The sequence below is a fragment of the Mammaliicoccus sp. F-M27 genome (genome assembly GCF_022387115.1).
Lineage (GTDB): Bacteria > Bacillota > Bacilli > Staphylococcales > Staphylococcaceae > Mammaliicoccus > Mammaliicoccus vitulinus.
Window position 1 is genome coordinate 1 of record NZ_JAJNIE010000016.1, and the last position, 24907, is coordinate 24907.

27 protein-coding genes are annotated in these 24907 nt (G+C 32.6%); 25 read left to right on the top strand and 2 right to left on the bottom strand.

Going from position 1 to position 24907, the window contains the following annotated elements:
* From LQ598_RS12230 to LQ598_RS12235, 3 genes are all read left to right on the top strand, one after another.
* On the top strand, positions 1 to 2128 hold a 2128-nt coding region (locus LQ598_RS12230), incomplete at its 5' end, for a YPDG domain-containing protein (RefSeq protein ID WP_239745625.1).
* Between the two features lie 23 nt (positions 2129 to 2151).
* A complete protein-coding gene (locus LQ598_RS13960; RefSeq protein ID WP_481817249.1) occupies positions 2152 to 2208 on the top strand; it encodes a hypothetical protein in 57 nt (18 codons plus the stop codon).
* A gap of 34 nt (positions 2209 to 2242) precedes the next feature.
* Positions 2243 to 3841 carry a poly(glycerol-phosphate) alpha-glucosyltransferase gene (locus LQ598_RS12235; protein ID WP_208165334.1) on the top strand — a complete coding sequence of 533 codons (1599 nt, stop codon included), beginning with the start codon at positions 2243 to 2245 and terminating at the stop codon, positions 3839 to 3841.
* Between the two features lie 110 nt (positions 3842 to 3951).
* Here LQ598_RS12235 and LQ598_RS12240 read toward each other — a convergent pair whose 3' ends face one another.
* The gene (locus LQ598_RS12240) at positions 3952 to 4641 is read right to left on the bottom strand and encodes a queuosine precursor transporter (RefSeq protein WP_016911854.1); all 690 of its coding nucleotides are present in this window, start codon (positions 4639 to 4641) and stop codon (positions 3952 to 3954) included.
* A gap of 152 nt (positions 4642 to 4793) precedes the next feature.
* Here LQ598_RS12240 and LQ598_RS12245 point away from each other — a divergent pair, with 152 nt between their 5' ends.
* The 4 genes from LQ598_RS12245 to LQ598_RS12260 are packed head-to-tail and all read left to right on the top strand — an operon-like array spanning position 4794 to position 7370.
* Positions 4794 to 4988: a zinc-finger domain-containing protein gene (locus tag LQ598_RS12245; protein ID WP_083840520.1), complete on the top strand. Its 195-nt coding sequence runs from the start codon at positions 4794 to 4796 to the stop codon at positions 4986 to 4988.
* A 10-nt stretch (positions 4989 to 4998) separates the two neighbouring features.
* Positions 4999 to 6123, top strand: a complete 1125-nt coding sequence (locus LQ598_RS12250; protein WP_016911855.1) for a virulence factor — start codon at positions 4999 to 5001, stop codon at positions 6121 to 6123.
* Positions 6124 to 6127: 4 nt separating this feature from the next.
* Positions 6128 to 6565: a bacilliredoxin BrxA gene (gene brxA / locus LQ598_RS12255; RefSeq protein ID WP_016911856.1), complete on the top strand. Its 438-nt coding sequence runs from the start codon at positions 6128 to 6130 to the stop codon at positions 6563 to 6565.
* Positions 6549 to 7370 (top strand): class I SAM-dependent methyltransferase, encoded by an 822-nt coding sequence (locus tag LQ598_RS12260; protein ID WP_107537417.1) that lies wholly within the window; start codon positions 6549 to 6551, stop codon positions 7368 to 7370. Before brxA ends, LQ598_RS12260 begins: the two co-directional genes overlap by 17 nt.
* 178 nt (positions 7371 to 7548) lie before the next feature.
* Here LQ598_RS12260 and LQ598_RS13835 read toward each other — a convergent pair whose 3' ends face one another.
* Positions 7549 to 7671, bottom strand: a complete 123-nt coding sequence (locus LQ598_RS13835; RefSeq protein ID WP_259340103.1) for a hypothetical protein — start codon at positions 7669 to 7671, stop codon at positions 7549 to 7551.
* 123 nt (positions 7672 to 7794) lie between these two features.
* Between LQ598_RS13835 and LQ598_RS12265 the strand changes: the two genes are divergently transcribed.
* The 18 genes from LQ598_RS12265 (at position 7795) to LQ598_RS12350 (ending at position 24897) form a co-directional block, all read left to right on the top strand.
* Positions 7795 to 8748, top strand: a complete 954-nt coding sequence (locus LQ598_RS12265) for a thymidylate synthase (RefSeq protein WP_107537217.1) — start codon at positions 7795 to 7797, stop codon at positions 8746 to 8748.
* Between the two features lie 12 nt (positions 8749 to 8760).
* Positions 8761 to 9240, top strand: coding sequence for a dihydrofolate reductase (locus LQ598_RS12270; protein WP_107537216.1), 480 nt, complete (start codon positions 8761 to 8763; stop codon positions 9238 to 9240).
* A gap of 1 nt (position 9241) precedes the next feature.
* On the top strand, positions 9242 to 9991 hold the full coding sequence (locus tag LQ598_RS12275) for a lysophospholipid acyltransferase family protein (RefSeq protein WP_107537215.1): 750 nt from the start codon (positions 9242 to 9244) through the stop codon (positions 9989 to 9991).
* The gene (locus tag LQ598_RS12280) at positions 9978 to 10820 is read left to right on the top strand and encodes a DegV family protein (protein WP_107537214.1); all 843 of its coding nucleotides are present in this window, start codon (positions 9978 to 9980) and stop codon (positions 10818 to 10820) included. Before LQ598_RS12275 ends, LQ598_RS12280 begins: the two co-directional genes overlap by 14 nt.
* Positions 10810 to 11376 carry a DUF2140 family protein gene (locus LQ598_RS12285; protein ID WP_103323634.1) on the top strand — a complete coding sequence of 189 codons (567 nt, stop codon included), beginning with the start codon at positions 10810 to 10812 and terminating at the stop codon, positions 11374 to 11376. The genes LQ598_RS12280 and LQ598_RS12285 overlap by 11 nt, the downstream gene beginning before the upstream one ends.
* Positions 11377 to 11400: 24 nt before the next feature.
* Positions 11401 to 11919 (top strand): peptide-methionine (S)-S-oxide reductase MsrA, encoded by a 519-nt coding sequence (msrA, locus tag LQ598_RS12290; RefSeq protein ID WP_107537213.1) that lies wholly within the window; start codon positions 11401 to 11403, stop codon positions 11917 to 11919.
* Between the two features lies 1 nt (position 11920).
* Entirely contained in the window at positions 11921 to 12349 is a 429-nt protein-coding gene (msrB, locus tag LQ598_RS12295; RefSeq protein ID WP_016911864.1) for a peptide-methionine (R)-S-oxide reductase MsrB, read from the top strand.
* 14 nt (positions 12350 to 12363) lie between these two features.
* Positions 12364 to 12867, top strand: coding sequence for a PTS sugar transporter subunit IIA (locus tag LQ598_RS12300; protein WP_016911865.1), 504 nt, complete (start codon positions 12364 to 12366; stop codon positions 12865 to 12867).
* The gene (locus tag LQ598_RS12305; RefSeq protein ID WP_016911866.1) at positions 12868 to 13089 is read left to right on the top strand and encodes a YozE family protein; all 222 of its coding nucleotides are present in this window, start codon (positions 12868 to 12870) and stop codon (positions 13087 to 13089) included.
* A gap of 95 nt (positions 13090 to 13184) precedes the next feature.
* Complete coding sequence (locus LQ598_RS12310; protein WP_107537212.1) at positions 13185 to 14612, top strand: S41 family peptidase; 1428 nt, start codon at positions 13185 to 13187, stop codon at positions 14610 to 14612.
* Between the two features lie 15 nt (positions 14613 to 14627).
* Complete coding sequence (locus tag LQ598_RS12315) at positions 14628 to 15143, top strand: GNAT family N-acetyltransferase (RefSeq protein WP_236005708.1); 516 nt, start codon at positions 14628 to 14630, stop codon at positions 15141 to 15143.
* A gap of 3 nt (positions 15144 to 15146) precedes the next feature.
* A complete protein-coding gene (locus tag LQ598_RS12320; protein ID WP_016911869.1) occupies positions 15147 to 16214 on the top strand; it encodes an undecaprenyldiphospho-muramoylpentapeptide beta-N-acetylglucosaminyltransferase in 1068 nt (355 codons plus the stop codon).
* A 13-nt stretch (positions 16215 to 16227) separates the two neighbouring features.
* Complete coding sequence (locus LQ598_RS12325) at positions 16228 to 16836, top strand: phosphatase PAP2 family protein (RefSeq protein ID WP_107537518.1); 609 nt, start codon at positions 16228 to 16230, stop codon at positions 16834 to 16836.
* Between the two features lie 415 nt (positions 16837 to 17251).
* Positions 17252 to 17926, top strand: coding sequence for a response regulator transcription factor (locus tag LQ598_RS12330; RefSeq protein WP_016911870.1), 675 nt, complete (start codon positions 17252 to 17254; stop codon positions 17924 to 17926).
* On the top strand, positions 17923 to 19299 hold the full coding sequence (locus tag LQ598_RS12335) for a HAMP domain-containing sensor histidine kinase (RefSeq protein ID WP_016911871.1): 1377 nt from the start codon (positions 17923 to 17925) through the stop codon (positions 19297 to 19299). The genes LQ598_RS12330 and LQ598_RS12335 overlap by 4 nt, the downstream gene beginning before the upstream one ends.
* Positions 19300 to 19391: 92 nt before the next feature.
* Positions 19392 to 22178, top strand: a complete 2787-nt coding sequence (locus LQ598_RS12340; protein WP_016911872.1) for a 2-oxoglutarate dehydrogenase E1 component — start codon at positions 19392 to 19394, stop codon at positions 22176 to 22178.
* Positions 22179 to 22191: 13 nt separating this feature from the next.
* Entirely contained in the window at positions 22192 to 23457 is a 1266-nt protein-coding gene (gene odhB / locus LQ598_RS12345; RefSeq protein WP_119595881.1) for a 2-oxoglutarate dehydrogenase complex dihydrolipoyllysine-residue succinyltransferase, read from the top strand.
* Between the two features lie 624 nt (positions 23458 to 24081).
* A complete protein-coding gene (locus LQ598_RS12350; protein ID WP_107537321.1) occupies positions 24082 to 24897 on the top strand; it encodes a VOC family protein in 816 nt (271 codons plus the stop codon).
* Positions 24898 to 24907: the final 10 nt, after the last annotated feature.

Here is a 24907-nt window from a genome sequence, read left to right on the forward strand (position 1 = left end):
AACTAAACCTGTAATTTCTACAGATTTAACTGGTAAAGCTGGTACAACTGACCCAGTTGACGTGAATGCAGAGCCGGGGACTAAAGTAGAATTGTTTGATAAAGATGGCAACAAGTTAGGCGAAGGTGAAGCTGGTAAAGATGGCATTGCTCATATTACACCTACAAACCCAATACCAGAAGGTAACGTAACGGCTAAAGCGACAGATAAAGCAGAAACACCTAATACGTCTGATGCATCTGATCCAATTAAAGCAACAGATACTACTCCACCTGCGAAACCTGTTATTTCTACAGATTTAACTGGTAAAGCTGGTACAACAGATCCAGTTGATGTTCAAGCAGAGCCAGGAACTAAAGTAGAACTGTTCGATAAAGATGGTAATAAGTTAGGTGAAGCAGAGGCTGGTAAAGATGGTGTTGCACATGTTACACCTACAAGTCCAATACCAGAAGGTAATGTCACGGCGAAAGCGACAGATAAAGCAGAAACACCGAATACATCTGAAGCATCTGAACCAATTACAGCGACAGCAAAATTATCTGGAGTAAAATCTCCTGCTTATAATGAATTGATAGTAAAACCTGGAGTACCAACAAAAGTTAAACAAACTGGTGATAACAATCTACCACCAGGTACAAGATTTGAAATTATTGAAGATAATACGCCTAGTGACTGGGATGTAACTGTAGATCCTGACACTGGTGAAGTAACTGTAACATCTGCAGATGACTCTGAACCTGGCTCATCGGAGATGATTCCTGTAAATGTTATTTATCCAGATGGCTCTACTCAAGAGATTCCATTAGTAGTAACAATTCAAAAGAATCAAGCTCAAAGTAATGAACCTGGTTATGATCATACTGAAATCAAAGCTGGATTACCTAATACAATACAACAGACGAAAGATTTAGATTTACCAGTAGGTACTAAATTCGAACTAAAACAAGTAAATTTACCTAGAGAATGGCACGGAAAAATTAACACTGATACAGGTGAAGTAACTGTTATTCCAACTGAAAATACTCCAGTTGGCACTAAAGAAATTATCCCTGTAACAGTACGTTATCCAGACGGATCTAGCAAAGAAGTTGGAATTCCTGTAACTGTAGTATCTACAGATGGCCAATTAAACGATCCAAACTATGGAGATAATGAGAAGACTCTTAAACCAGGTAAAACAATTGAAATACCACAAACTGGTGATAATCAATTACCTCCTAATACGGTATTCGAAATTCCAGAAGGTAGTTTACCTGATGGTTGGACTGCGACTGTAGATCCTAATACTGGTACTGTGACGGTGAATTCTCCTGAAAGTGCTGTACCTAATGATAAAGTAACTATTCCAGTTAAGGTTAAGTATCCAGATGGTTCTAGTGATGATGCACCTGTTAAAGTTAGTGTTATTCCAAATGATGCTCAAAGCAATAATCCAACTTATGGAGATGCTCCAATTATTGTTACAGAAAGTGAACCAAAAGTAATTTCATTAATAGATAATAATAATTTACCTAACGGAACAACTTTTGAAGGACCAAATAACGATAATACACCTGATGGTTGGAAAGTTTCTGTTAATCCTAATACAGGTGAAGTAACTATAACTACACCTGAAACAGGCGAAAAACAGGATGATGTAACTATTCCAGTTAAAGTTAACTATCCAGATGGTTCTTCAGAACTAATACCTGTTAAAGTAAATGTCGTTCCTAAGGATACAGACAATGATGGTAAACCAGATAAATTTGATACTGATATCGACAACGACGGTGTAAACAATGAAGATGAAAAACTCATTGGTACAGATCCTAAGAAAGTAGATTCTGACAATAATGGTATATCTGATGGTAATGAAGATAAGGATAAAGACGGCATTAAGAACAGTGACGAATCTGATCCTGACTCTGATAAAGCAACTGATAAAGATGGCGATGGTAATGCAGATATAATTACTCCAAACGAATCTGACTCTGATTCCGACAGTGACTCAGATTCAGACAGCGACTCTGATTCAGACAGTGACTCAGACTCTGACAAAGATACAGATGGTGACGGCACACCGGACAAAGATGATAATGATATCGATGGCGACGGTGTAAACAATATACAGGTGAACAGCCTATAGAAAATACAACTTTATTTGGTAGTCTGTTTGCAGGACTTGGTTCATTATTCCTATTTGGTCGTCGTAAAGATGAAAAGTAAAATTAAATATGTATATGAAAGGATATATTAATAAATGGATATTAATTATCATATATGCGAAATTTTAAAGAATCATAAAAACTGTAAAAGGGTGTTTGTCAGCTTAGGTCATCCGTCTATGAAAGCCGTAATTAAAAATTTTAATTATGATCATGTTGATAGAAATGTACAAAAATTTATAGATAAGTATCGGAAGAAAAGTGGAAAACAGCCTACATGGATAAAAATAGATGTTGTAACGTATATAGAAAGCTTGCCGTATGAAAAGTTGAAAAATGATTTAATTCAAACACGTAGAAACTATGTGCAATATGGATTTTCATTACATGAAAATTGGAAACTCGCTTTCTTACCTGAAGAAATCAATGCAAATGCTTTTATAAGACCTACGAATAAAGAAAATCTTTTCATACTATCTGAAAAGAATATCACGCACTATATTAGAAGGTATAAAGATTTATTTATGGTTTATTTGCATAAAGACTATGAAAATAAACAAGTTTATAAATTCTATACTGAAAGCTATTTGATTGAAGGAAATGAAGTCATAAAGTTAGAATCAGAAGGATATAGAAAAGGATTGAGATTTATTGAGGATCTTAGCAGTGAAATAGATAGCATGATTGAAACAAGTACTGAATTTTTGAAAAATCAAATTCAAGATAGTGGTCAATATATTTATGGATACTTCCCACATTTTGATAAAGAAATAGATTTTTATAATAATTTAAGGCACAGTTCTTCAACTTATGCACTAATAGAAGGCTTAACGTACTTGAACAAAGATGTAAGTATTATTAGAAAACCTATAGATTATTTAATTAAAAACTATTTATATGAAGTGGATGATTTTGCTCATATTTATGATGATACAAATGGCGTTAATGAAATAAAATTAGGGCAAAATGCAACATTTATATTGGCGATTTGCGAGTATTTAAAATATGCACCAGACGATCAATCATATTTAGCAGCTGCACAAAAAGTAGCAAAAGGTATATTACAGATGATTGATAAAGATGCTCATACAGTTCATATATTAAATTATCCAGATTTAACTGTGAAAGAAAAGTTTAAAATTGTATATTATGATGGGGAAGCAGCTTTAGCATTATTAAGATTGTACCAATTAGATCATAATGAACAATGGCTTAACACAGTTAAAATGCTCTTCGAGACATTCATACAAGAACAATATTGGAAATATCATGACCATTGGCTTGGCTATTGTACAAACGAACTTGTACAAATTGACCCACAAGAAAAATATTATAAATTTGGTATACAAAACGTTTCTAGCTACTTAGATTATATACAGCAAAGGGAGACGACTTACCCGACATTTTTAGAAATGTTAATGGCGACATATCACTTAGTTGAAAAAGCTAAAAAAACCGGTTATTCCGAACTCGTCAAAGAAGATTTAGATGAAGAAAAATTCATTAAAACCATTCATATACGAGCTGATTATGAAAGAACGGGCTATTTCTATCCAGAAATTGCAATGTACTTTAAGAATCCAGCTAAAATATTGAATTCATTCTTTATTAAACACCATGGTTACCGAGTTAGAATTGATGATATTGAACATTATTTATCAGGTTACGTACAATATCAGAAAGTATTTAAATAGGTAATGATATTCAGAATTAAAAAATCACCCTTTCGTAGAATAAATTCTTCGGAAGGGTGATTTATATTGAGAAAGGATCGAAATCCAAACGCTTAAATATTTATTTTGCTCTATTCAGCAATTTTGCCTTTTCTATACATTGATTTTGCAATGTAGCCGAAAGGTACGTTAGATATTGTTGTAAGTAGTTTTAAGAAATATGTGGTGATGAAAATTTCGAACACAACACTATTTGGTAAGTTACCGTAAAATGCGATTAATACAAATATCGCTGTATCTACGATTGAACTGACTACTGTACTTCCATACGCTCTTATATAGAAAGTCTTATCAGATGAAAACTTTTTCTTAATTAAAGTAAATAATAATACATCTAAATGTTGACCAATAATATAAGCAATGATCGAACCTAAAGCGATTCTTGGTACAATATTAAATATTGTTTCGAGTGCTTGTTGTGAAACGTCATCTTGTGCTGGTATAAACGCCAATGAGCATTGTAGCAATATCACCATAACTATAACGGATGAAAATCCTAACCAAACTGCTTTTTTAGCTTGTTTTCTACCATAGATATCGTTTAATATATCTGTTGCAAGATAAATTGAAGCGAACATCACATTTCCGAGCGTTGCACTGACTGAAAATAGTTCTACTGTTTTAATAACCTGTATATTTGCTATAATAGTACCTATAGCAACCCAAACAAACAGACCAGTTTTTCCAAAAATTCGGTAAAGGACTAACATTAATATAAATGTAACGAAGAATGTGCCAATACCTATTAATTCATTATACATAACTTTGTTCCTCCTAAATTTTGATATAGCGGGTGTTTAGAAACCGCGATAATCGAACTTTCCTATTATAAGGCGCAAAGTTATAAAAATCAACAAGCTTTATCATAAACAATTCATATTATGAATGTTATAATAACGGTCTAAGTAAGGGAGTGACACTCATTTTAGTTCAAGAAGAAAAGTTAGCTATTAAACAAATAGATCAATTAATGGAAACATACTGCAAAGGGTGTTTGCTTAAGACGCATTATAGGGAATCAAAAGGCAAGCACCAAGCGCATCAATATTGTATATCTGAGTGTTCTATCGGTATACGAATAAAACAACTAGGCAACAAATTGCAATAAGGAGGATATTATGGAAATTGTTAGAGTTGAACCAACACCAAGTCCTAATACAATGAAGATCATTTTATCATTTAAAAAGGAAGACAGATCGTCAAAGACTTATACAGAAATTAATGATCATAATCCTGAATTCATTAACCGTATTTTACAATTAGAAGGTGTGAAATCTGTATTCCACGTGATGGATTTTATTGCTGTTGATAAACGTCCGAAAGAAAATTGGGACACTTTACTTAAAGATGTTACAGCTGCTATATCTGGCTCAGATCAAGATGGCGATTTAAATCAAAATCAAGTAAATGAACATTTTGGTGAAGTAAAAGCAGAAGTGTTAAAATTCAAAGGTATTCCTTACCAAATTAAATTGACAACACAAGATGAAGAAAAGAGAAAACAATTACCTGAAATTTATATCGATAGCATGTTAAAGGCAACAAAAGACTCTGATAATGTCGTCTTCTTAAGAAAATGGGATGATTTAGGTGTACGTTATGGTGAAGTTGAAGAAGTTCTTGAAACAGTTCAAGAAGAAATACTCGCTTTATATCCTAAATCAATTTTAGATGAACTTGTGGAAGAAGCTTTAACAAGTGATATTACAATACCTGAAAAGCAATTTGTTCATGTAGACAAAGAAACGTTTGAACAAGAACAAGATTGGAAAGTAAAATTAAGAATGTTAAACGACTTTCCAACACCTACTGAAGAGGATTATCCTTTATTAGAGGCAGCATTAAATGATGATAAGCCTCAAGTACGAAGAATGGCTATCGTGTTATTAGGTATGATAGAAACGAAAGAAACGTTACCATATTTATATAAAGGTATGAAAGACAAAGTCGTTTCAGTAAGAAGAACTGCTGGAGATTGTTTAAGTGACTTAGGCTTTAAAGAAGCTTTGCCTGTCATGATTGAAGCTCTTGAAGATCCTCAAAAAATTGTAAGATGGCGTGCAGCTATGTTTATTTTTGATGAAGGTGACGAAACAGCTCTAGAAGCATTGAAAAACAGACAAAATGATCCAGCATTTGACGTTAAATTGCAAGTAGAAATGGCAATTGAAAGAATTGAAAACGGTGAGGCAGCATTAGGCTCCGTTTGGAAACAAATGGCCAATAGAAAGAAAGAGGGATAATAAAATGAATGCATACGAACAATACATGAAAGAATTAGCACAACCAATGAGAACTGAATTGACTGGTCAAGGCTTTGAAAGTTTAGAAACAACTGACGCTGTTAAAGATTATATGGATAATGCAAAGCACGATGAAACAACATTTATCGTTGTAAACTCTGTATGTGGATGTGCTGCAGGCTTAGCACGTCCAGCAGCTGTCACTGTTGCTCAACAAAATGAAAAGAAACCATCTAGAACAGCTACTGTATTTGCTGGTCAAGATAAAGAAGCAACAGAAACAATGAGAGAATATATTGCTCAAGTACCATCAAGTCCATCTATGGCGTTATTTAAAGGTAGCGAACTTAAATACTTTATGCCTCGTGAACATATTGAAGGAAGAGATATCCAAGAAATTTGTATGGATATTAAAGACGCTTTTGATGAATACTGTGACTAATGTTAGGTTAACAACTGCCGTTAAATCAAATGCATCTCTCTACAAACAAGTAGAAGATGCATTTTCTATATTATCGGCATTAGATTTGGTCAATCATATAAACTTAATTAACCGCAAAAAATTAACCATTCGTCAATTATTCCAACGGGATACAACGCCGCTTATCGTATTTGAAAGTAGTGGGCCGAAACTGTATTTCACTGCTGAAACACCCATTTATTTTCATTTAGATACAGTAAAAGTGAAATTACAGTTGATGAAACAAAACAAACAACCTGTGCTCGTTGAAATGGTGGATTATATAGCTAAAGATTTACCTTCATTTAATTTTGTAGATGGAACGATGGGGTTTGGAAGAGACAGCTATTTAATACTCAAAACATTTAAACAAGCTACCATTTATGCCATAGAACAACATCCTTTAATACATTATGTGATATCAGAAGGCATGAAAAGATACTTAGACGAAGAAACATATAAACGCATTCATTTTATAAATGATGATTACAATAAATGGGTCAAAAGACATCCAGAAGTCGTGGATTTGCTTTACTTAGATAATATGTTTGCACGCACACTAGACGAAAACGATCGAATGGGTGAGTTATCTAAAATGACGGAAACCGATCAAGAAATAGTGTCCGTATCAGATTACAAATATTTAATCGTAAAAGCACATTATAAGAGTCCCACTTTCAAAAACTTAAAAGTCACGCAATGTATTCGAAAAAGTACCAAAACACATTACGGCTTGAAAATTAATCATAAAAGACTTGGACATCAATATTCTGCAAAACTAAAATAATAAAAATTAATGTAAAATACCACGCATATCACGCTATTCACTGAGATAAAAATCAGTAGCGTGATATGCTTTTTTGTTTTAATTTGTGATTATAAAGTACAGTGGATAATATATTTAGAACATAAAAATAACCACCATGGTTTACAAGTCCATGGTGGTTATTTACCCCTTAAGAGCACTATTCAGTAATACACATACTAATCATGTAGCTTAATAATAAGAAAAATCCTATAACAGCGAATATTTCATTCATTGAAATAGCCTCCTTTGAAATGATATCTCTTTGGTAATTTAATTCCATTATACATAATAATCATCAAAGTTTCTATATTTAATCGTGATCTATTTCTATTATATCAGTAGTAAAACAAACACTTTTTAGTTAATATAGATATGGAAGAATAAGAAAAAAAGAGGTGCACTAATGAATAACTTTGATAAAGCGTATCATGATTTATGTAACAAAGTATTAGAAGAAGGTGAAAGTAAAGACGATAGAACTGGTACAGGTACTATTTCTATTTTTGGTCACCAAATGAGATTTGACTTATCAGAAGGATTCCCTCTACTAACGACTAAAAAAGTTTCGTTTAAATTAATCGCAACTGAACTATTATGGTTTATAAAAGGCGATACGAATATTAGATATTTATTGCAATATAAAAATAACATTTGGAATGAGTGGGCTTTTAAAAAATGGATTGAAAGTGATGCTTATAAAGGGCCAGACATGACTGACTTTGGTCGCCGTGCTTTAGTCGATGATAAGTTTAATGAACAGTATAAAGCGCAATTAGCTATTTTTAAGGGTAAGATTCTTAACGATGATGAGTTCATGAAAACATACGGTGATTTAGGTAATGTATATGGTAAGCAATGGAGAGACTGGAATGATCAAGATGGTAAGCGTTTTGATCAGCTCAAGAGTTTAATTGATAACATTAAACAAAATCCAAACTCTCGTAGACATATTATATCTGCTTGGAATCCAACTGAAATTGATACGATGGCTTTGCCACCATGTCATACATTGTTCCAATTTTATGTTAAAGATGGCAAATTAAGTTGTCAATTATATCAAAGAAGTGCCGATATCTTTTTAGGTGTTCCTTTTAATATTGCGAGTTATAGTCTACTTACACATTTAATTGCAAAAGAATGTGGGCTTGAAGTAGGCGAGTTTGTTCATACTTTTGGTGACGCTCATATTTACAAGAACCACATCGAAGCCATTAATGAACAACTTTCTAGAGATTCATACGCTGCACCAAAACTTAAAATTAACACAAATAAATCATTATTCGATATAGAATATGAAGATTTAATAATTGAAGACTATCAATCACACCCAAGTATTAAAGCACCAATAGCAGTTTAAGAAGGAGCAAAAATAATGAAGTCAATTATAGTATGTCATGATCAAAATAGAGTAATCGGTTTAGACAACAAAATGCCATGGCATTTACCGAGTGATTTAAAGAGAGTAAAAGCCTTAACAACGGGTAATACTATTGTGATGGGTAGAAAGACATTTGAATCGTTAGGCAGACCATTGCCAAACAGAAGAAATGTCGTATTAACTTCTAATCGATCTTTTGAACATGAAGGGGTCGACGTCATTCATTCTTTGGATGAAATTGACGAATTAGAAGGACATGTATTTATTTTCGGAGGTCAAGGTTTATATGAACAAATGATGGACCGTGTAGATGATATGTACGTAACTGTTATTGAAGATAAATTCCAAGGTGATGCATTTTTTCCACCGTATGAATTTAAAGATTGGACAGTCACTTCATCTGAAGCAGGAACATTAGATGAAAAAAACACATTACCTCACACTTATATTCATTTGGAAAGGAAAAAATAGTATGTTAAGAACGGCTAAAACTATAGGTTATATCATTGGTTATGCAGCGTTAGTGTCTTCACAATTAAAGAAAGTGAAAATTAGAAAGACACAAATAGATGATGTACGTATACAAGATGAAATGGTTTATTTATATGCAAGAAGATGGGCTTCAAGAATATTAGATTCTGCTGGGGTCAAAACTCATGTTACAGGTAACACTGAACCGTTTGACGAACCTGTATTATACATTTCGAACCATGAAGGTAATTTTGATATTCCTGTGTTGATTAACAACTTGCCACAACCATTTGGCTTTATTTCAAAAAAAGAAGTCGAAAAAATCCCATTTTTAAAACCTTGGATGGAAGAGATGAACTGTATATATTTAGACCGCTCTAATAGAAGAGCAAGTTTACAAATGATTAAAGATGGTATTAATAAATTAAAAGAGCAACATTCACTACTTATCTTCCCAGAAGGAAGCCGAAGTAAAGGTGGAGAAATGCAAGAATTTAAAGCTGGCTCATTAAAATTGGCAAAATCTGCAAAAGTTAAAATCGTTCCAATCGCTATATATGGATCTTCTAATATTATGGAAAAGTATAATTCAAAGAAAATGGTTCCTGGAGATGTGTATGTTCACATATTAGACCCTATAGAACCAACTGTATTTGAAGATAAAACGATGCAAGAAGTTAGCCAATTTGTTCAAGGGAAGATTAGCAATACTGTTCAATCATTAAAGGAGAATCATTATGTCAAAAATTAAAATCGTTGTTGATTCAACAACAGACTTATCAGCAAGCTATTTAGAAGAGAACAATATCACCGTTGTGCCATTGAATATTTTAATCGATGGTGTTACGTACGAAGATCAGACTGAAATTAGTTCAACAGAGTTTCTTGAAAAAATGAGAGAAGCAAAAGAGCTACCTAAAACGAGCCAACCAGCAATAGGCAAGATAGTAGAAACTTACGATGCGTTAGGTAAAGACGGCTCTGAAATCCTCAGTATACACATGACTGCAGAATTATCAGGAACATTCAGTGCAGCTCAACAAGCTGCACAAATGACTGATAGTAAAGTTACCGTGATTGATAGTAATTTCATCTCTTTAGCTTATGGTTTCCAAATAGAAGAAGTTGTGAAAATGGTGAATGAGGGTAAGACGGTTGAAGAAATCATTGAACAACTTGAAATTATAAAAAACAACTTAAGATTATTTGTTGTGATAGGTAATATAGACAACCTTATTAAAGGCGGTAGAATCGGTAAAGCGAAAGGCTTACTTGGTTCATTAATGAACATTAAACCTATTGGTGAAGTGATTAACGGCAAAATTGAAATGATGCATAACGCGAGAACACAAAATGCAGTCATTAAATACCTTATGAAAGAGCTTGATGTCTTTTTAGAGAAAAAAGAAATTATAAAAATAGGTATAGCTGATGCAAACGCAGAACAATTGATGAATAAACTGATGAATACAATTAAAGAAAAGAAAAATATTCAACTGTTTGATACTGCTGTAACGACACCTGTTGTATCAACACATACTGGCGAAGGCGCTATAGGCGTGTTCTTCTATGGAAAATAAACATTGGATCAATCATAAGGCTTGGTTTTTTGCTTTCATTACTCTTATTATTTTAATCCTTTTAGCCTTGGTATATGTCTTTATATCTATATCAAATGATGACCAATATCCACATAGCAAGAATGAGCAAATCAATAAAGATTTTACGATTTCTTTTAATAATGCAGAACTTGAATCACTCATGAATGCTTCAATTGCACAGTATGATATTCAAACTAACATCACTAAAAAAGCATTATCCTTTGATACGCACACTAAAATCTTAGGAAAAGAAATCCCTATTAAGCTTAAAACTAAACCAGTAAAGTTAAATAACGATACGATAAAGTTTGACATACAAGCTATAGATATTGGCAAGTTGAATATTTCAAACCCATTTATTCTATCGCAAATCAAAAAGCATAGTGATCTTCCACCCTATATTCATGTAAACCCTAAAGATGAGTCTTTCTATCTCTCTTTAGACCAATTAGATATTGACAATGTTGAATCTATACAAATTCAAACATTAGATATTTCAGCAAAAAAATGGTACTTTGATATTAAGTTAAAGTAAACTATCATCAAGGGAGGTACAACTATGGCGTACGCAACATTAGCTGGGGGATGTTTTTGGTGTTTAGTCAAACCATTCAATGAATTTCCTGGTATTATTGAAGTAACTTCTGGTTATAGTGGTGGACACATTGAAAACCCTACTTACGAAGAAGTATGTACAAATCAAACTGGACATGTAGAAGCCGTTCAAATTGAATACGATGAAGAAGAAACGAATTTTGAAGCTATTTTAGATATATATTTTAAAACCTTTGATCCAACTGATAACAAAGGTCAGTTTTTCGATAGAGGGGAAAGTTACGAACCCGTCATTTTCTATCATGATGAAGAACAAAAAGAAACAGCATATCACAAAATAAATCAATTAAACGAGCAACAAATCTTTGATAAACCCGTTGTTACACCCGTTAAACCTTATAAGAACTTTTACCCTGCGGAAGCACATCATCAAGATTATTACTTAAAGAACCCCGCACATTATCAAGGTTATCAACAAGGTTCTGGACGTAAAGCATTTATAGAAAAGTATTGGGGGCGTTAAAATGCTTAAAAAAAGTAAAAACGAATTAAATGAAATGGAATATTTAGTAACACAACAAAATGGCACAGAACCACCATTCCAAAATGAATATTGGAACCATTTTGATAAAGGAATTTATGTAGATAAATTATCTGGTAAACCACTATTTACTTCAGAAGAGAAATTCGAATCTGATTGTGGTTGGCCAAGCTTCTCAAAAGCGTTAGATGACCAAGAAGTTATTGAACTTGTAGATAAAACTCATGGTATGATAAGAACTGAAGTACGCTCTGATGATTCTGATAGCCATCTAGGACACGTTTTTAATGATGGTCCTAAAGAATCAGGTGGTTTAAGATATTGTATTAATTCAGCTGCTGTACAATTTATACCTTACGATAAGTTAGAAGATTTAGGGTATGGAGAATTAGTAAATCATTTTAATGACTAGAGGAGAAGATACTTATGTTTAAAAAATTATTCGGCGGTAAAAAATCAAAAGATTCAAATGTTGAAGTATTTGCACCAATTTCAGGTGAATATGTAGCAATTGAAGATATTCCAGATCCAGTTTTCGCTCAAAAAATGATGGGTGAAGGTTTTGGAATCAAACCTTCTGAAGGTATAGTAGTCGCACCATTCGACGGCGAAGTAGTAAACGTATTTAAACCTTCAAATCACGCGGTTGGTATTAAAGCGTCTAACGGTTTAGAAGTTCTTATTCACGTTGGTCTTGAAACAGTGCAATTAGGCGGAGAAGGTTTTGAAGCACTCGTTAACACGGGTGATGTCGTAACTAAAGGTGACGAATTATTAAAATTCGACATCGAAACAATCGAAGCTAAAGTTAAATCTGTTATCAGCCCTGTTATTATTACAAATACTGATGATGCAGAAGATATTAATATTGAATCATTAGAAAGCTTAGTTAAGGGTGAAACTAAGGCTATTGATGTGAAAATGAAATAAATGAAACAATATTCTTTCTATCAATATGCACTAACAAAGCGTAATGAGAATAGCGAAGTTGGAGAATTAGCTGATTTAATTTTCCAGGACTTATCATTTCCAAAGTTTACAAATGATTATCATACACTTTCTGATTATTTAGAAACAGAAGCGATGTTTACAAAGCCCATGAGTGTTTTCGATGATTTATTTGATTCTTATGAAGAATGGTTGAAGTTCTAACTGATTAACACTTTGGTGTCTAGTGCACCAAAGTGTTTTTCTTTGTAAGGATTAACTGTTAAAATAAATTATATTTTCAAGAAAGATGTGAGTAAATGAAACCATTTAAAAATAAGCAAAAAAAACAAATTACAATGCCTCTATATAAGTTGTTCATTATATTATTTGTTACGGTACTCTTAACATCAGTCGTAACATTTGCTTCTTATAAGTTTGGGTTATACTTTGGGAATGACAAGCAAAAAAGTTTAAATAAAATAGAAGAGGCATATAAACAAATAGATGATGACTATTACAAAGATGTTGATGATGAAAAATTAACACAAGGTGCTATTGACGGTATGATCAAATCACTAGATGATCCTTATAGTGAATACATATCTTCTAAAGACACGACGACATATAACGAAGAAATTTCCGGTGACTTTGTAGGTATCGGAGCAGAGATGGAAGTACATAAAGGTTATGTAAGAATTACGAGTCCAATGAAAGATTCTCCTGCAGAAAAAGCAGGTATTAAACCATTAGATGTCGTAACTAAAGTAGATAACCAATCAATCAAAAATAAATCATTAAATGAAATTGTAAGTAAAGTTCGTGGTAAAGAAGGAACAACCGTTAATTTAACGATTAAAAGAGAAGGCAAAGAGCCTTTCGATGTAAAAATTAAACGTGATAAAATCCACCTTACAAGTGTTGATTATACGAAAAAGAATGACACTGGTATCATTTCAATTTCTAAGTTCCAAAATAAGACAACAAAAGAATTAAAATCAGCACTAAAACAAGCTAAAAAAGATAACGTTAAACATGTTGTATTAGACTTGAGAAATAATCCTGGTGGTTTATTAGACGAAGTTGTCACAAGCGTTAACTTATTTGTCGATAAAGGTAAACCTGTTATTTATTTAGAAACGAAAGGTGACAAACCTCAAGCTGTAGAAACTGAAAATGATAAAATGGCCGGAATAGATGATATGGATTACTCTGTATTAGTTAATAAAGGCTCAGCAAGCGCTGCGGAGATATTCGCAGGGGCATTACAAGATTATAAAATTGCCGACGTTCTAGGTACTACTACGTTCGGTAAAGGAATAGGCCAAGTTCATAAAGAGTTTAATGATTCTAGTATTCTGAAGTATACAAACATGAGATGGTTAACACCTAACAAATCGTATATCCATAAAAAAGGTATCAAACCTGACAAAACAATCTCTGCACCTAAATACGAAGGTATTGAAATTATTGATCCAACTAAATCTTATGAACTAGGTGATAAATCAAAAGAGATTAAGTCAATTAAGATTGGTTTAGACGCTTTAGGGTATAATACTAGCAACGAAAATGAAACTTTTGATGCGCAATTAGAAAGCAACGTTAAAGCATTCCAAAGCGAACATAAATTAGAGCCAAATGGTGTGTTCACAGATGAAACGACTAAGAAATTTATCGAATTATTACGTAAAAAAATTCGTGCTGAAGATAAACAATTAGACGAAGCGATCGATTATATTCATAAGTAAATGGAGGTAAGCATTTTGAGAAAAGCAACACGAGCAGATATACATCACATTAATAAACTTACTGAGATGGCTAAATCCATTATGGCAGCCGACCAAAATCCACAATGGGATCATCGCTATCCTCTAGAAAAAGATTTCTACCAAGATATTGATAATGGACATTTATACTTATACGAAACGAACGATGATATTATAGGTTACATTTGCATTAACCAACTGCAAGCAGAGTGGTATCAACAATTTGAGTGGCCATTAAGTATTGAGCATGCTTTTGTTATTCATAGAATGGCAGCTAATCCTGAATATAAAGGGATTGCGCAAGAAATGATGCAATTTGCTATTGATATTACTACAGAAGCGAACATACCCATTTTATTAACAGATACTTTTTCTCTTAATTCAAGAGCGCAACGTCTGTTTGAAAAATTTAACTTTAAAAAAATTGGCGAATATGAAACAGATGAGTTTCCATTTGACAAAGATGCCCCATTTTATGCATATTATAAATTGATAAATAACAAGGAGAAATAAATCATGAAAAAAATAGCCTTTACCGGTGGTGGTACGATAGGGCATGTAGCTGTAAACTTAGCCCTTATACCAGAAGCCCAAAAACGCAATATTGAAACAATATATATAGGTTCTAAAGACGGTATTGAAAAAGAAATGATAACTGACTCAGCTAAAGATACTAAATATATTTCAATATCTAGCGGCAAGCTTCGAAGATATTTATCTTTTGAAAATTTAAAAGATATTTTTAAAGTTATGAAAGGTGTTTTCGATGCACGTAAAGTATTAAAAAAAGAAAAACCGGATCTAGTATTTTCAAAAGGAGGTTTCGTCAGTGTACCTGTCATCATTGCAGCTAAATCTTTGAAAATACCAACTATCGTTCACGAATCAGATGTTACGCCTGGTTTAGCAAATAAAATCGCGATGAAATTTGCAACTAGAATGTATACGACTTTTGAAGAAACATTAAAATATGTTCCAAATGAAAAATCAGATTATATCGGTGCCATTATAAGAGAAGATTTAAGAGGCGGTTCTAAAGAAGAAGGTTATAAATTAACAGGGTTTAATTCAAAACTTCCGGTACTATTAATTATGGGAGGAAGTTTAGGTTCTAAAGTACTTAATGAATCAATTAGAGCAAACCTTAACTATTTAACTAAAAAGTACCAAATTATTCACTTAACAGGTAAAGGTCATCTTGATAATACAATCAAAAATGAAAATTATGTTCAATATGAATTTGTGTCAAACGAACTTATGCACTTTTATGCTATAACAAGCACTGTGATAAGCAGAGCTGGCGCAAACGCAATTTATGAATTTGCAACATTAAAACTACCTATGTTATTGATACCACTAGGATTAGATCAATCCAGAGGTGACCAAATCGATAATGCTAAAATCTTCGAGAAAAATGGTTATGCAAAAGTATTGCAAGAAAAAGAAGTTAATCAATCAAATCTAGTTAGACAATTAGATCAATTAGAAAATGAAAGAACTGATATCATTGACAAAATGTCCAACTTCAAAGAAAGTTATACTAAAGAAACATTGTTCAACAAAATTGAAGAAGATATAAAGTAAAGGGGGGAATCGGATGAGCCAAGCTAATCGTACATTATTGATACTTATCTTCAGTTTGATTTTTGGTGTAATTGCATTTTTCCATGAATCAAGACTCGGTAAGTGGATTGATAATGAAGTCTATAACTTTATTTATTCAACTGAAAGCTTTATTACAACTTCTATTATGCTTGGTTATACAAAATTAGGTGAAGTTTGGGCCATGATTGCATTATCATTGATGGTTATATGTTATTTAAAACTCAAAAAGTATCACATTGAAACATTATTTTTTGCTATTACAATGATATTATCAGGCACATTAAATCCACTTCTCAAAAATGTATTCGATAGAGAAAGACCCACATTACTAAGACTTATTGATATAACAGGTTTCAGCTTTCCTAGTGGACACGCAATGGGATCGACCGCCTTTTTCGGTTCATTAATATATGTTATTTATAGAGTGGCAAACAAATCTATAAGACCATACTTAATCGGAATATGCGTCATATGTATTGCAATGATATCATCTTCCCGTGTCTATCTTGGCGTACATTATCCAACAGATATTATAGCTGGTATAATCGGCGGCGTAATTTGTATTCTATTAACACAAAGCATGCTGAAAAATAAAATATAAAACGTACGATATTATAATTTATATTCACAACGACATAAACATTACAAAAAAACACCCTAGTGATTTGGACAGAATCACTAGGGTGTTTTACTTTTATGGGCATAAAAGGGGGTTATAGAAAATGTTCAATCCATACTTAGAGGGGGAACTCTTATATTTGATTGATAATCACTTTCAATTACTATTATAACCAATTGAGAATGAATGTCAATTAGTTATTCAAAAAAATTACTATTTTAAATGATAAAATAGTTCTGCTCATATATAATGAACATGTTAAACTCGAAAATGTTATCTTTTACTAGAGGGGGGAACTCTTTCATTGATAATCATTTTCAATTACTATTATACCTAAATGAGAATCATTGTCAATTAAAATAAAGAAAATTTTTACAAATTATTACGAGGTGTCGTTATGAAAAGAATACTCATCATAGAAGATGAACAAAATTTAGCTAGATTTATAGAATTAGAACTTAAGCATGAGGATTATGAAGTTGAAATATGTAATGATGGAGAAAGTGGACTTAAGCAAGCTTTGTCTGATGATTACAATTGTATTTTACTTGATCTCATGCTACCAAAAATGAATGGTTTAGAAGTTTGTAGACGTGTACGCCGAGAGAAGGATACACCCATTATTATGATTACTGCAAAAGGCGACACTTACGATAAAGTTATTGGTTTAGATTATGGAGCAGATGACTATATTGTTAAACCTTTTGATATAGAAGAATTATTAGCAAGAATCCGTGTGATTATTAGAAGGAATTTATCAACTGAAGTAGAAAGTCACACAATTACAGTCAATGATTTATCGATTGATAAAAATGCATTTTCAGTTTCAATTCATGGTGAAACAATCGATTTAACAAAAACTGAATATGAATTATTGTTATTACTTGCTGAAAACCAAAATTTTGTACTTCAAAGAGAGCAAATTTTAAATCATGTTTGGGGTTATGAGTCTGAAGTAGAAACAAATGTCGTAGATGTTTATATTCGTTATTTACGTAATAAGCTTAAGCCTTACAAAAAAGAAAACATCATTGAAACGGTTAGAGGAGTGGGGTACGTGATTAGATCATGAGACAACAATCTTTAAAAACAAAATGGATGATGCTCACTACGACGATTACATTTATTATTTTCGCATTATTTAGTATGTTCATTATTTATTTCATCAGCTTGTACTTAAAAGATCAAGAGACAAGCACAGCTACTAGAAGTGCTTATGACACAGTTAATTTATTGAAATCCAAAACATTAGGTCAAATTACTTCTACTGATATCAATGCTACGATTACTGATACTCAGAAACTTGTTCTCTTTGATAAATTTGGAAAACCAATTTTTGAAGAAACGCATAACAATAATTTGGAATATACACCAAAGTTCGAAAGAGTAAATCAGCTTAAAATTTTTGAAACAAGTCAAAACAATAAATCTTATATCGTTGTGTATACGCCAGTTAACACGAGTTATTTTAGTGGGTATGAAGCTGTTATCCATCCATTGGATAATTATGATGCCATTATTAAATTTATGATTATTTTAGCCACTGTATTCGGATTAACTGCATTATTTTTAATAGCTATTATCAGTTATATATTCTCATCTCAAATTACAAAACCTATTACAATTTTATCTGATAAAATGAAACAAATTCGAAGAGACGGTTTCCAAGAAAAACTTGAAGTACCAACAAATTATGAAGAAACAGATGATATGATTCAAACCTTTAATAATATGATGGAACAATTAGAAGTTTCTTTTGATCAGCAAAAGCAATTTGTTGAAGATGCTTCACACGAATTGAGAACGCCCCTGCAAATTATTCAAGGGCATTTAAATCTTATTCAAAGATGGGGTAAAAATAATCCTGAAGTATTAGAAGAATCATTAGATATATCTATAGAAGAAATGACTCGCATTACAAAGCTCGTAGAAGAATTACTTCTATTATCTAAAGATGCTCGTTCTAGCACTGGTGACGAGATTGATATTGTTGATATCAATTACGAAATACAATCTAGAATCAAATCATTAAAAAAATTACACCCAGAATATACATTTAATTTCGAATCGAATTTCAATGCAATAAGAATGAACATTAATCGATTTCACTTTGAACAGATGTTATTAATCTTTATCGATAACGCAATGAAATACGATACAAAAAATAAAAATATAGAAATTAACACAAATCTTAAAAATAGAAACATAACAATTGATATAATTGACCACGGAATGGGTATACCTAAAAAAGACTTAGAATTTATATTTGATCGTTTTTATAGAGTTGATAAGTCACGATCAAGAAAAGAAGGTGGAAACGGTTTAGGGCTATCAATTGCAAAGAAATTAGTGAATTTTTACGACGGCACTGTAAAGGTAGACAGTGTTGTAAATGAGTACACTAAAATCTCAGTTGTATTTAAAGATTCTTTTATAAATAAATAAGTGTGATTATTGTCAAATTAGCCTTTAACTCAAAACTGTTAAGTGCTAAAATGGAAATGTAAACGGTTTATAATTTTCTTGGAGGGTGGAACATGAAGAATGATAATCATGTCGAAGCACCTGTAAGATTTGGAACTAACTTAGGGTTAATGTTAGAGATGTATGATAATTACGTTAATGATCCAGAGTCAGTACCAGAAGACTTACAAGTGTTATTCGATGAATTAACTAGTAGCAACACAGGCGCTGGCCTACAATCAAGTACTGGAGTGGACAACTCAAGTGTCAAGCGTGTAATGCGTTTAATTGATAATATCAGACAGTATGGACATTTAACTGCAGATATTTATCCAGTGTACCGTCCAGAAAGAAAAAATGTACCTAAATTAACACATCAAGACTTTGGACTATCTAAGGAAACACTTGAAAAGCTTCCAGCTGTAATCGTATCAGACCATTTCGATGGTGAATTTAATAACGCATACGAAGCAATTGAATATATGACATCATGTTACCAAGGTCCTATAGCTTTTGAATATACGCATATTAATAATAATGAAGAGCGTGTATGGTTAAAAAGATATATAGAATCAACTAAAACAATTGAAATTACTAATGAAGAAAAAATTGAATTATTAAAAAGCTTAGCTGAAGTAGAAGGCTTTGAAAAATATATCCACAAAAACTTTGTAGGTGCAAAGCGTTTCTCAATAGAAGGTGTGGACACATTAGTACCTATGTTGCAGCGCGTTTTAAAACGTACAAATGCATCAAATATTCCAAACATCCAAATTGGTATGGCACATAGAGGTAGATTAAATGTGCTAACACATGTACTCGAGAAACCATATGAAATGATGCTTTCTGAGTTTATGCACAAAAATCCTTTAATTTTCTTACCTAAGGATGGTTCTTTAGAAATAACTGCTGGTTGGACTGGAGATGTTAAATATCATCTCGGTGGTACTAAAACAACGAGTAAATACGGAATTGAACAATATATTACGTTAGCTAATAACCCAAGTCATCTTGAAATTGTTTCACCAGTTGTTCTCGGTAAAGCAAGAGCAAACCAAGATGCGACTATAGATGCTGGTAGACCAAGTCAAGATGTTAATCGATCACTTGCTGTATTAATACATGGTGACGCTGCTTTCCCTGGTCAAGGTATTAACTTCGAATCAATGAACTTAAGTAATTTAGATGGATACACGACTGGTGGTTCTTTACACATCATTACTAACAATAGAATAGGTTTCACAACTGAATCTACAGATGCACGTTCAACAACTTATTCAACTGATGTTGCTAAAGGTTATGATTTACCAATCATTCATGTAAATGCAGATGACGTTGAAGCGACTGTTAAAGCTATCGAAATGGCGATGGACTTTAGAGAAAAATTCAACAAAGATTTCGTAATTGATTTAGTAGGTTACAGACGTTACGGGCATAATGAAATGGATGAACCTTCAATTACGAACCCAATGATGTATAAAGCCATTAAAGAACATCCATCTATTGAAATATTGTATGGTAAGAAACTTGTTGAAGATGGCATTATTTCTGAAGAAGAAATGAACAACATCTTTGATGACGTAACTAAAAGATTAAGAACTGCACACGATAAAATAGATAAAGATGCTCAAATGGACAATCCAGAAATGACTTTACCTGATAAAATTAGCGAAGGTCAAGATTATGAATTGCAAAATGCTACTTACGAAGAATTAAAAGCCATCAATGATGCAATGTTTGATTATCCAGAAGATTTCACAGTCTTTAAAAAGTTAAACAAAGTATTAGATAGACGCCGTGAACCATTTGAAAAAGATGGTTTAGTAGATTGGGCTCATGCAGAACAATTAGCATTTGCTACAATATTGCAAACTGGCACGCCTATTCGTTTAACTGGTCAAGATTCTGAACGTGGTACATTTGCTCAAAGACACGCTGTTTTACATGATGAAAAGGATGGTAAGTTATTTATACCGCTACATCATGTACCAAATGGTAAAGCATCATTTGATATCCATAACTCACCGTTATCAGAAGCTGCTGTTGTTGGTTTTGAATATGGTTATAACGTAGAAAATCCACATTCATTTAATATTTGGGAAGCTCAATATGGAGACTTTGCAAATATGGCGCAGATGATCTTCGATAACTTTATGTCTAACAGTAATGCTAAGTGGGGCGAAAAAAGTGGTTTAGCGCTATTCTTGCCACATAGTAATGAAGGACAAGGACCTGAGCATTCATCAGCAAGATTAGAGAGATTTTTACAATTAGCTGGTGAAAATAATATGACAATTGCAAACTTGACAAGTGCATCTAACTATTATCACTTATTAAGAAGACATGCTAAATATTTAAACACTGATAAGATGAGACCGTTAGTTTTAATGTCACCTAAGAGCTTGTTAAGAAACAAAATTGTTTCAAGACCAATTGAAGAATTTACTAAAGGTCAATTTGAACCTATATTAGTAGAACCTTACAAAAAGACTAAAGTTAAAAAAGTTATTATTTCATCAGGTAAAATGTTTATAGACTTAAAAACTGAATTGCAAAAAAATCCTAACGATGAACTTTGTTTAATTGCTTTAGAACAACTTTATCCATTCCCTAAAGAAGAGATAAATAATGTTCTATCTGAATTTAGAAATCTAGAAACGGTTCGCTGGGTGCAAGAAGAAGCGAAGAACCAAGGTGCTTGGTCGTTTGTTAGCTTAAAACTACAAAGTATTCTAGAAGACCGTAAAGTAAATCTTGAATATCACGGTCGTCAAGTTCGTTCTTCAACTGCAGAAGGTGATGGCGAAATTTATAAAATTCTACAAAGCAAAGTAATCGAAGAAGCTTTAAAACATAATTAGGGGGAAAAGAATAATGTCAGAGGTAAAAGTACCAGAATTAGCAGAATCAATTACAGAAGGAACAATTGCAGAGTGGCTTAAATCTGTTGGTGATCAAGTTGAAAAAGGTGAAAACATCGTTGAACTTGAAACTGACAAAGTGAATGTTGAAGTCATTTCTGAAGTTTCAGGTGTCCTATCTGAAATAAAAGCTGAAGAAGGCGAAACTGTTGAAGTAGGGTCTGTAATTGCAGTAGTTTCAGATGGTGAATCACAATCAACATCTAATGACTCTAAAGAAACAGAAAAACAAGAAGAACCACCAAAAGAAGATGCTGCTAAAACAGAAGCGCCATCTCCTAAACAAGAAGAAAAAGAAGAGTCAGAAACTTCATCAAACGAGAGAGTACAAGCTACACCTTCAGCACGTAAATTAGCGCGTGAAAAAGGTATAGACTTAAGTAAAGTTAAGACTCAAGCCGGTGATGTTATTAGACCTGAAGATGTTGAAAATGCAGCTAAACCAGCACAACAACCAGCTAAACCAGCTCAGCAAAGTCAACCAGCACAAGCTAAATCAAATGACAATCCTTCTAAACCTGTTGTACGCGAAAAATTATCACGTAGACGTCAAACGATTGCTAAAAAATTATTAGAAGTATCTAATAATACAGCTATGTTAACAACATTTAACGAAGTAGATATGACAAATGTTATGGAATTACGTAAACGTAAAAAAGACAAATTCCAAGAAGATCATAATGGTACACGTTTAGGTTTCATGTCATTCTTCACTAAAGCATCAGTAGCTGCTTTGAAAAAATATCCAGACGTAAATGCTGAAATAGACGGTACTGACTTAATCTTAAAACAATTCTATGATATCGGTGTCGCTGTTTCTACAGAAGAAGGTTTAGTTGTTCCTATCGTTAGAGATTGTGACAAGAAAAACTTCGCTGAAATCGAACAAGACATTGTAGATTTAGCAGTTAAAGCTAAAGATAAAAAATTAGGATTAGACGATATGATGGGCGGATCATTCACAATCACTAATGGTGGTGTATTCGGATCATTAATGTCGACTCCAATTATGAATGGTACACAAGCTGCAATTCTTGGTATGCACTCAATCGTAACAAGACCTGTTGCAATCGATAAAGAACGCATGGAAAATAGACCTATGATGTATCTTGCATTAAGCTATGACCATAGAATTATCGATGGTAAACAAGCAGTAGGATTCTTAAAAACAATTAAAGAATTAATCGAGAACCCAGAAGACTTATTATTAGAAAGTTAATTTTAAAAGATGCTGAGACATTAACATCTTAGATTAATATAAAAAAGCGCAAATTCTTATTTCGAAGAATTTGCGCTTTTTTTAGTTTATCTGCTGAGTCGTTGAATTTATCAAGTCAGGGCTCACATGATAAATAGAACCATTGAATTTATCAAGTCGAGGTCCACATGATAAATAGAGCCTTTGAATTTATCAAGTCAGGCTTCACATGATAAATAGAGCCGTTGAATTTATCAAGTCAGGCTTCACATGATAAATAGAGCCGTTGAATTTATCAAGTCAGGGCTCACATGATAAATAGAAATAAATTTTTATAATATTCCTCACGATTTTGCAAAGTGCTGACGCCCGGGGGGAATAGTATGAGTGAGAGACTACAGGCTCGAACCATACCCCAGGCAAGCATGCACTTTCAAAATCGTAAGATTTTAAAACATATCACGCTATTTACTAAAAAAGTAGTATGTGAGAGACTACAGGCTCGAACCATACCCCTAGGCAAGGATGCACTTTCAAAATCGTAAGATTGTAAAATTAATTCACGCTTATAACTTGATTGATTTGTCATTGTTTCAACTTATTTGTTATAATTTATTAGACTTCATATATGGGAGAGAGTTATTCATGAATGGACTTAGAAGTGTGACATTATGGACTTATGATTTAAAGGAAACAGAATCATTTTATAAAAATATTTTAGGGCTTAATACTTTGATGAACCATGATACGAATATCTTACATATCGGGGATGCAAATATTGCTCCTGGTACGAGACTTATTTTCAAACAATATCAAGGTGATCAAGAAAAGATAGATTCTCATTTTCATGGTATTGCATTACGTGTACCGACTGACTTAGCATTGTATGAATACAAACAACAATTTGATAAGCATGAAGTGGCATATGAATCTGTTCAGCAACTTAACGGTAAGAATCTATTTAAGTTTCATGATAATAATGGTCATGCTTTCCATATTATCTCTGATGAACTAAATGCTGGTGTGCCACTTGGTACTGCTTATGACGATGGTCCAATTAGTCCTATTCATCAAATTCAAGGAATAGGGCCAGTTATGATTAAATCACCTGAAACACAAGCTACAGGCTCACTTTTAAAGAATATTTTTGAGTTGCAATTATTTGCAGAATACAAGACAATAGATGATGAGTCGGCTTTAGTCTTTAAAGTAGGTGCAGGTGGAAATGGTGGAGAATTACATTTAATAGATTATCCAAAAGCTATTGAATCTTTAAATCCACCTATTGAAAGAGTAGCAATCTCAATCGATGATATTGAACATTTTGAAAATATCGTAAATCACGTGAAAGAAATAGAAATGGAACATCACATTATTCAACATGAAGCAGGTTTGATTTCACTATTTATCCGTGATTTAACAGGTATTATTATTACAATTACTTTTGATACAGTGAACTAAAGGAGCGTTT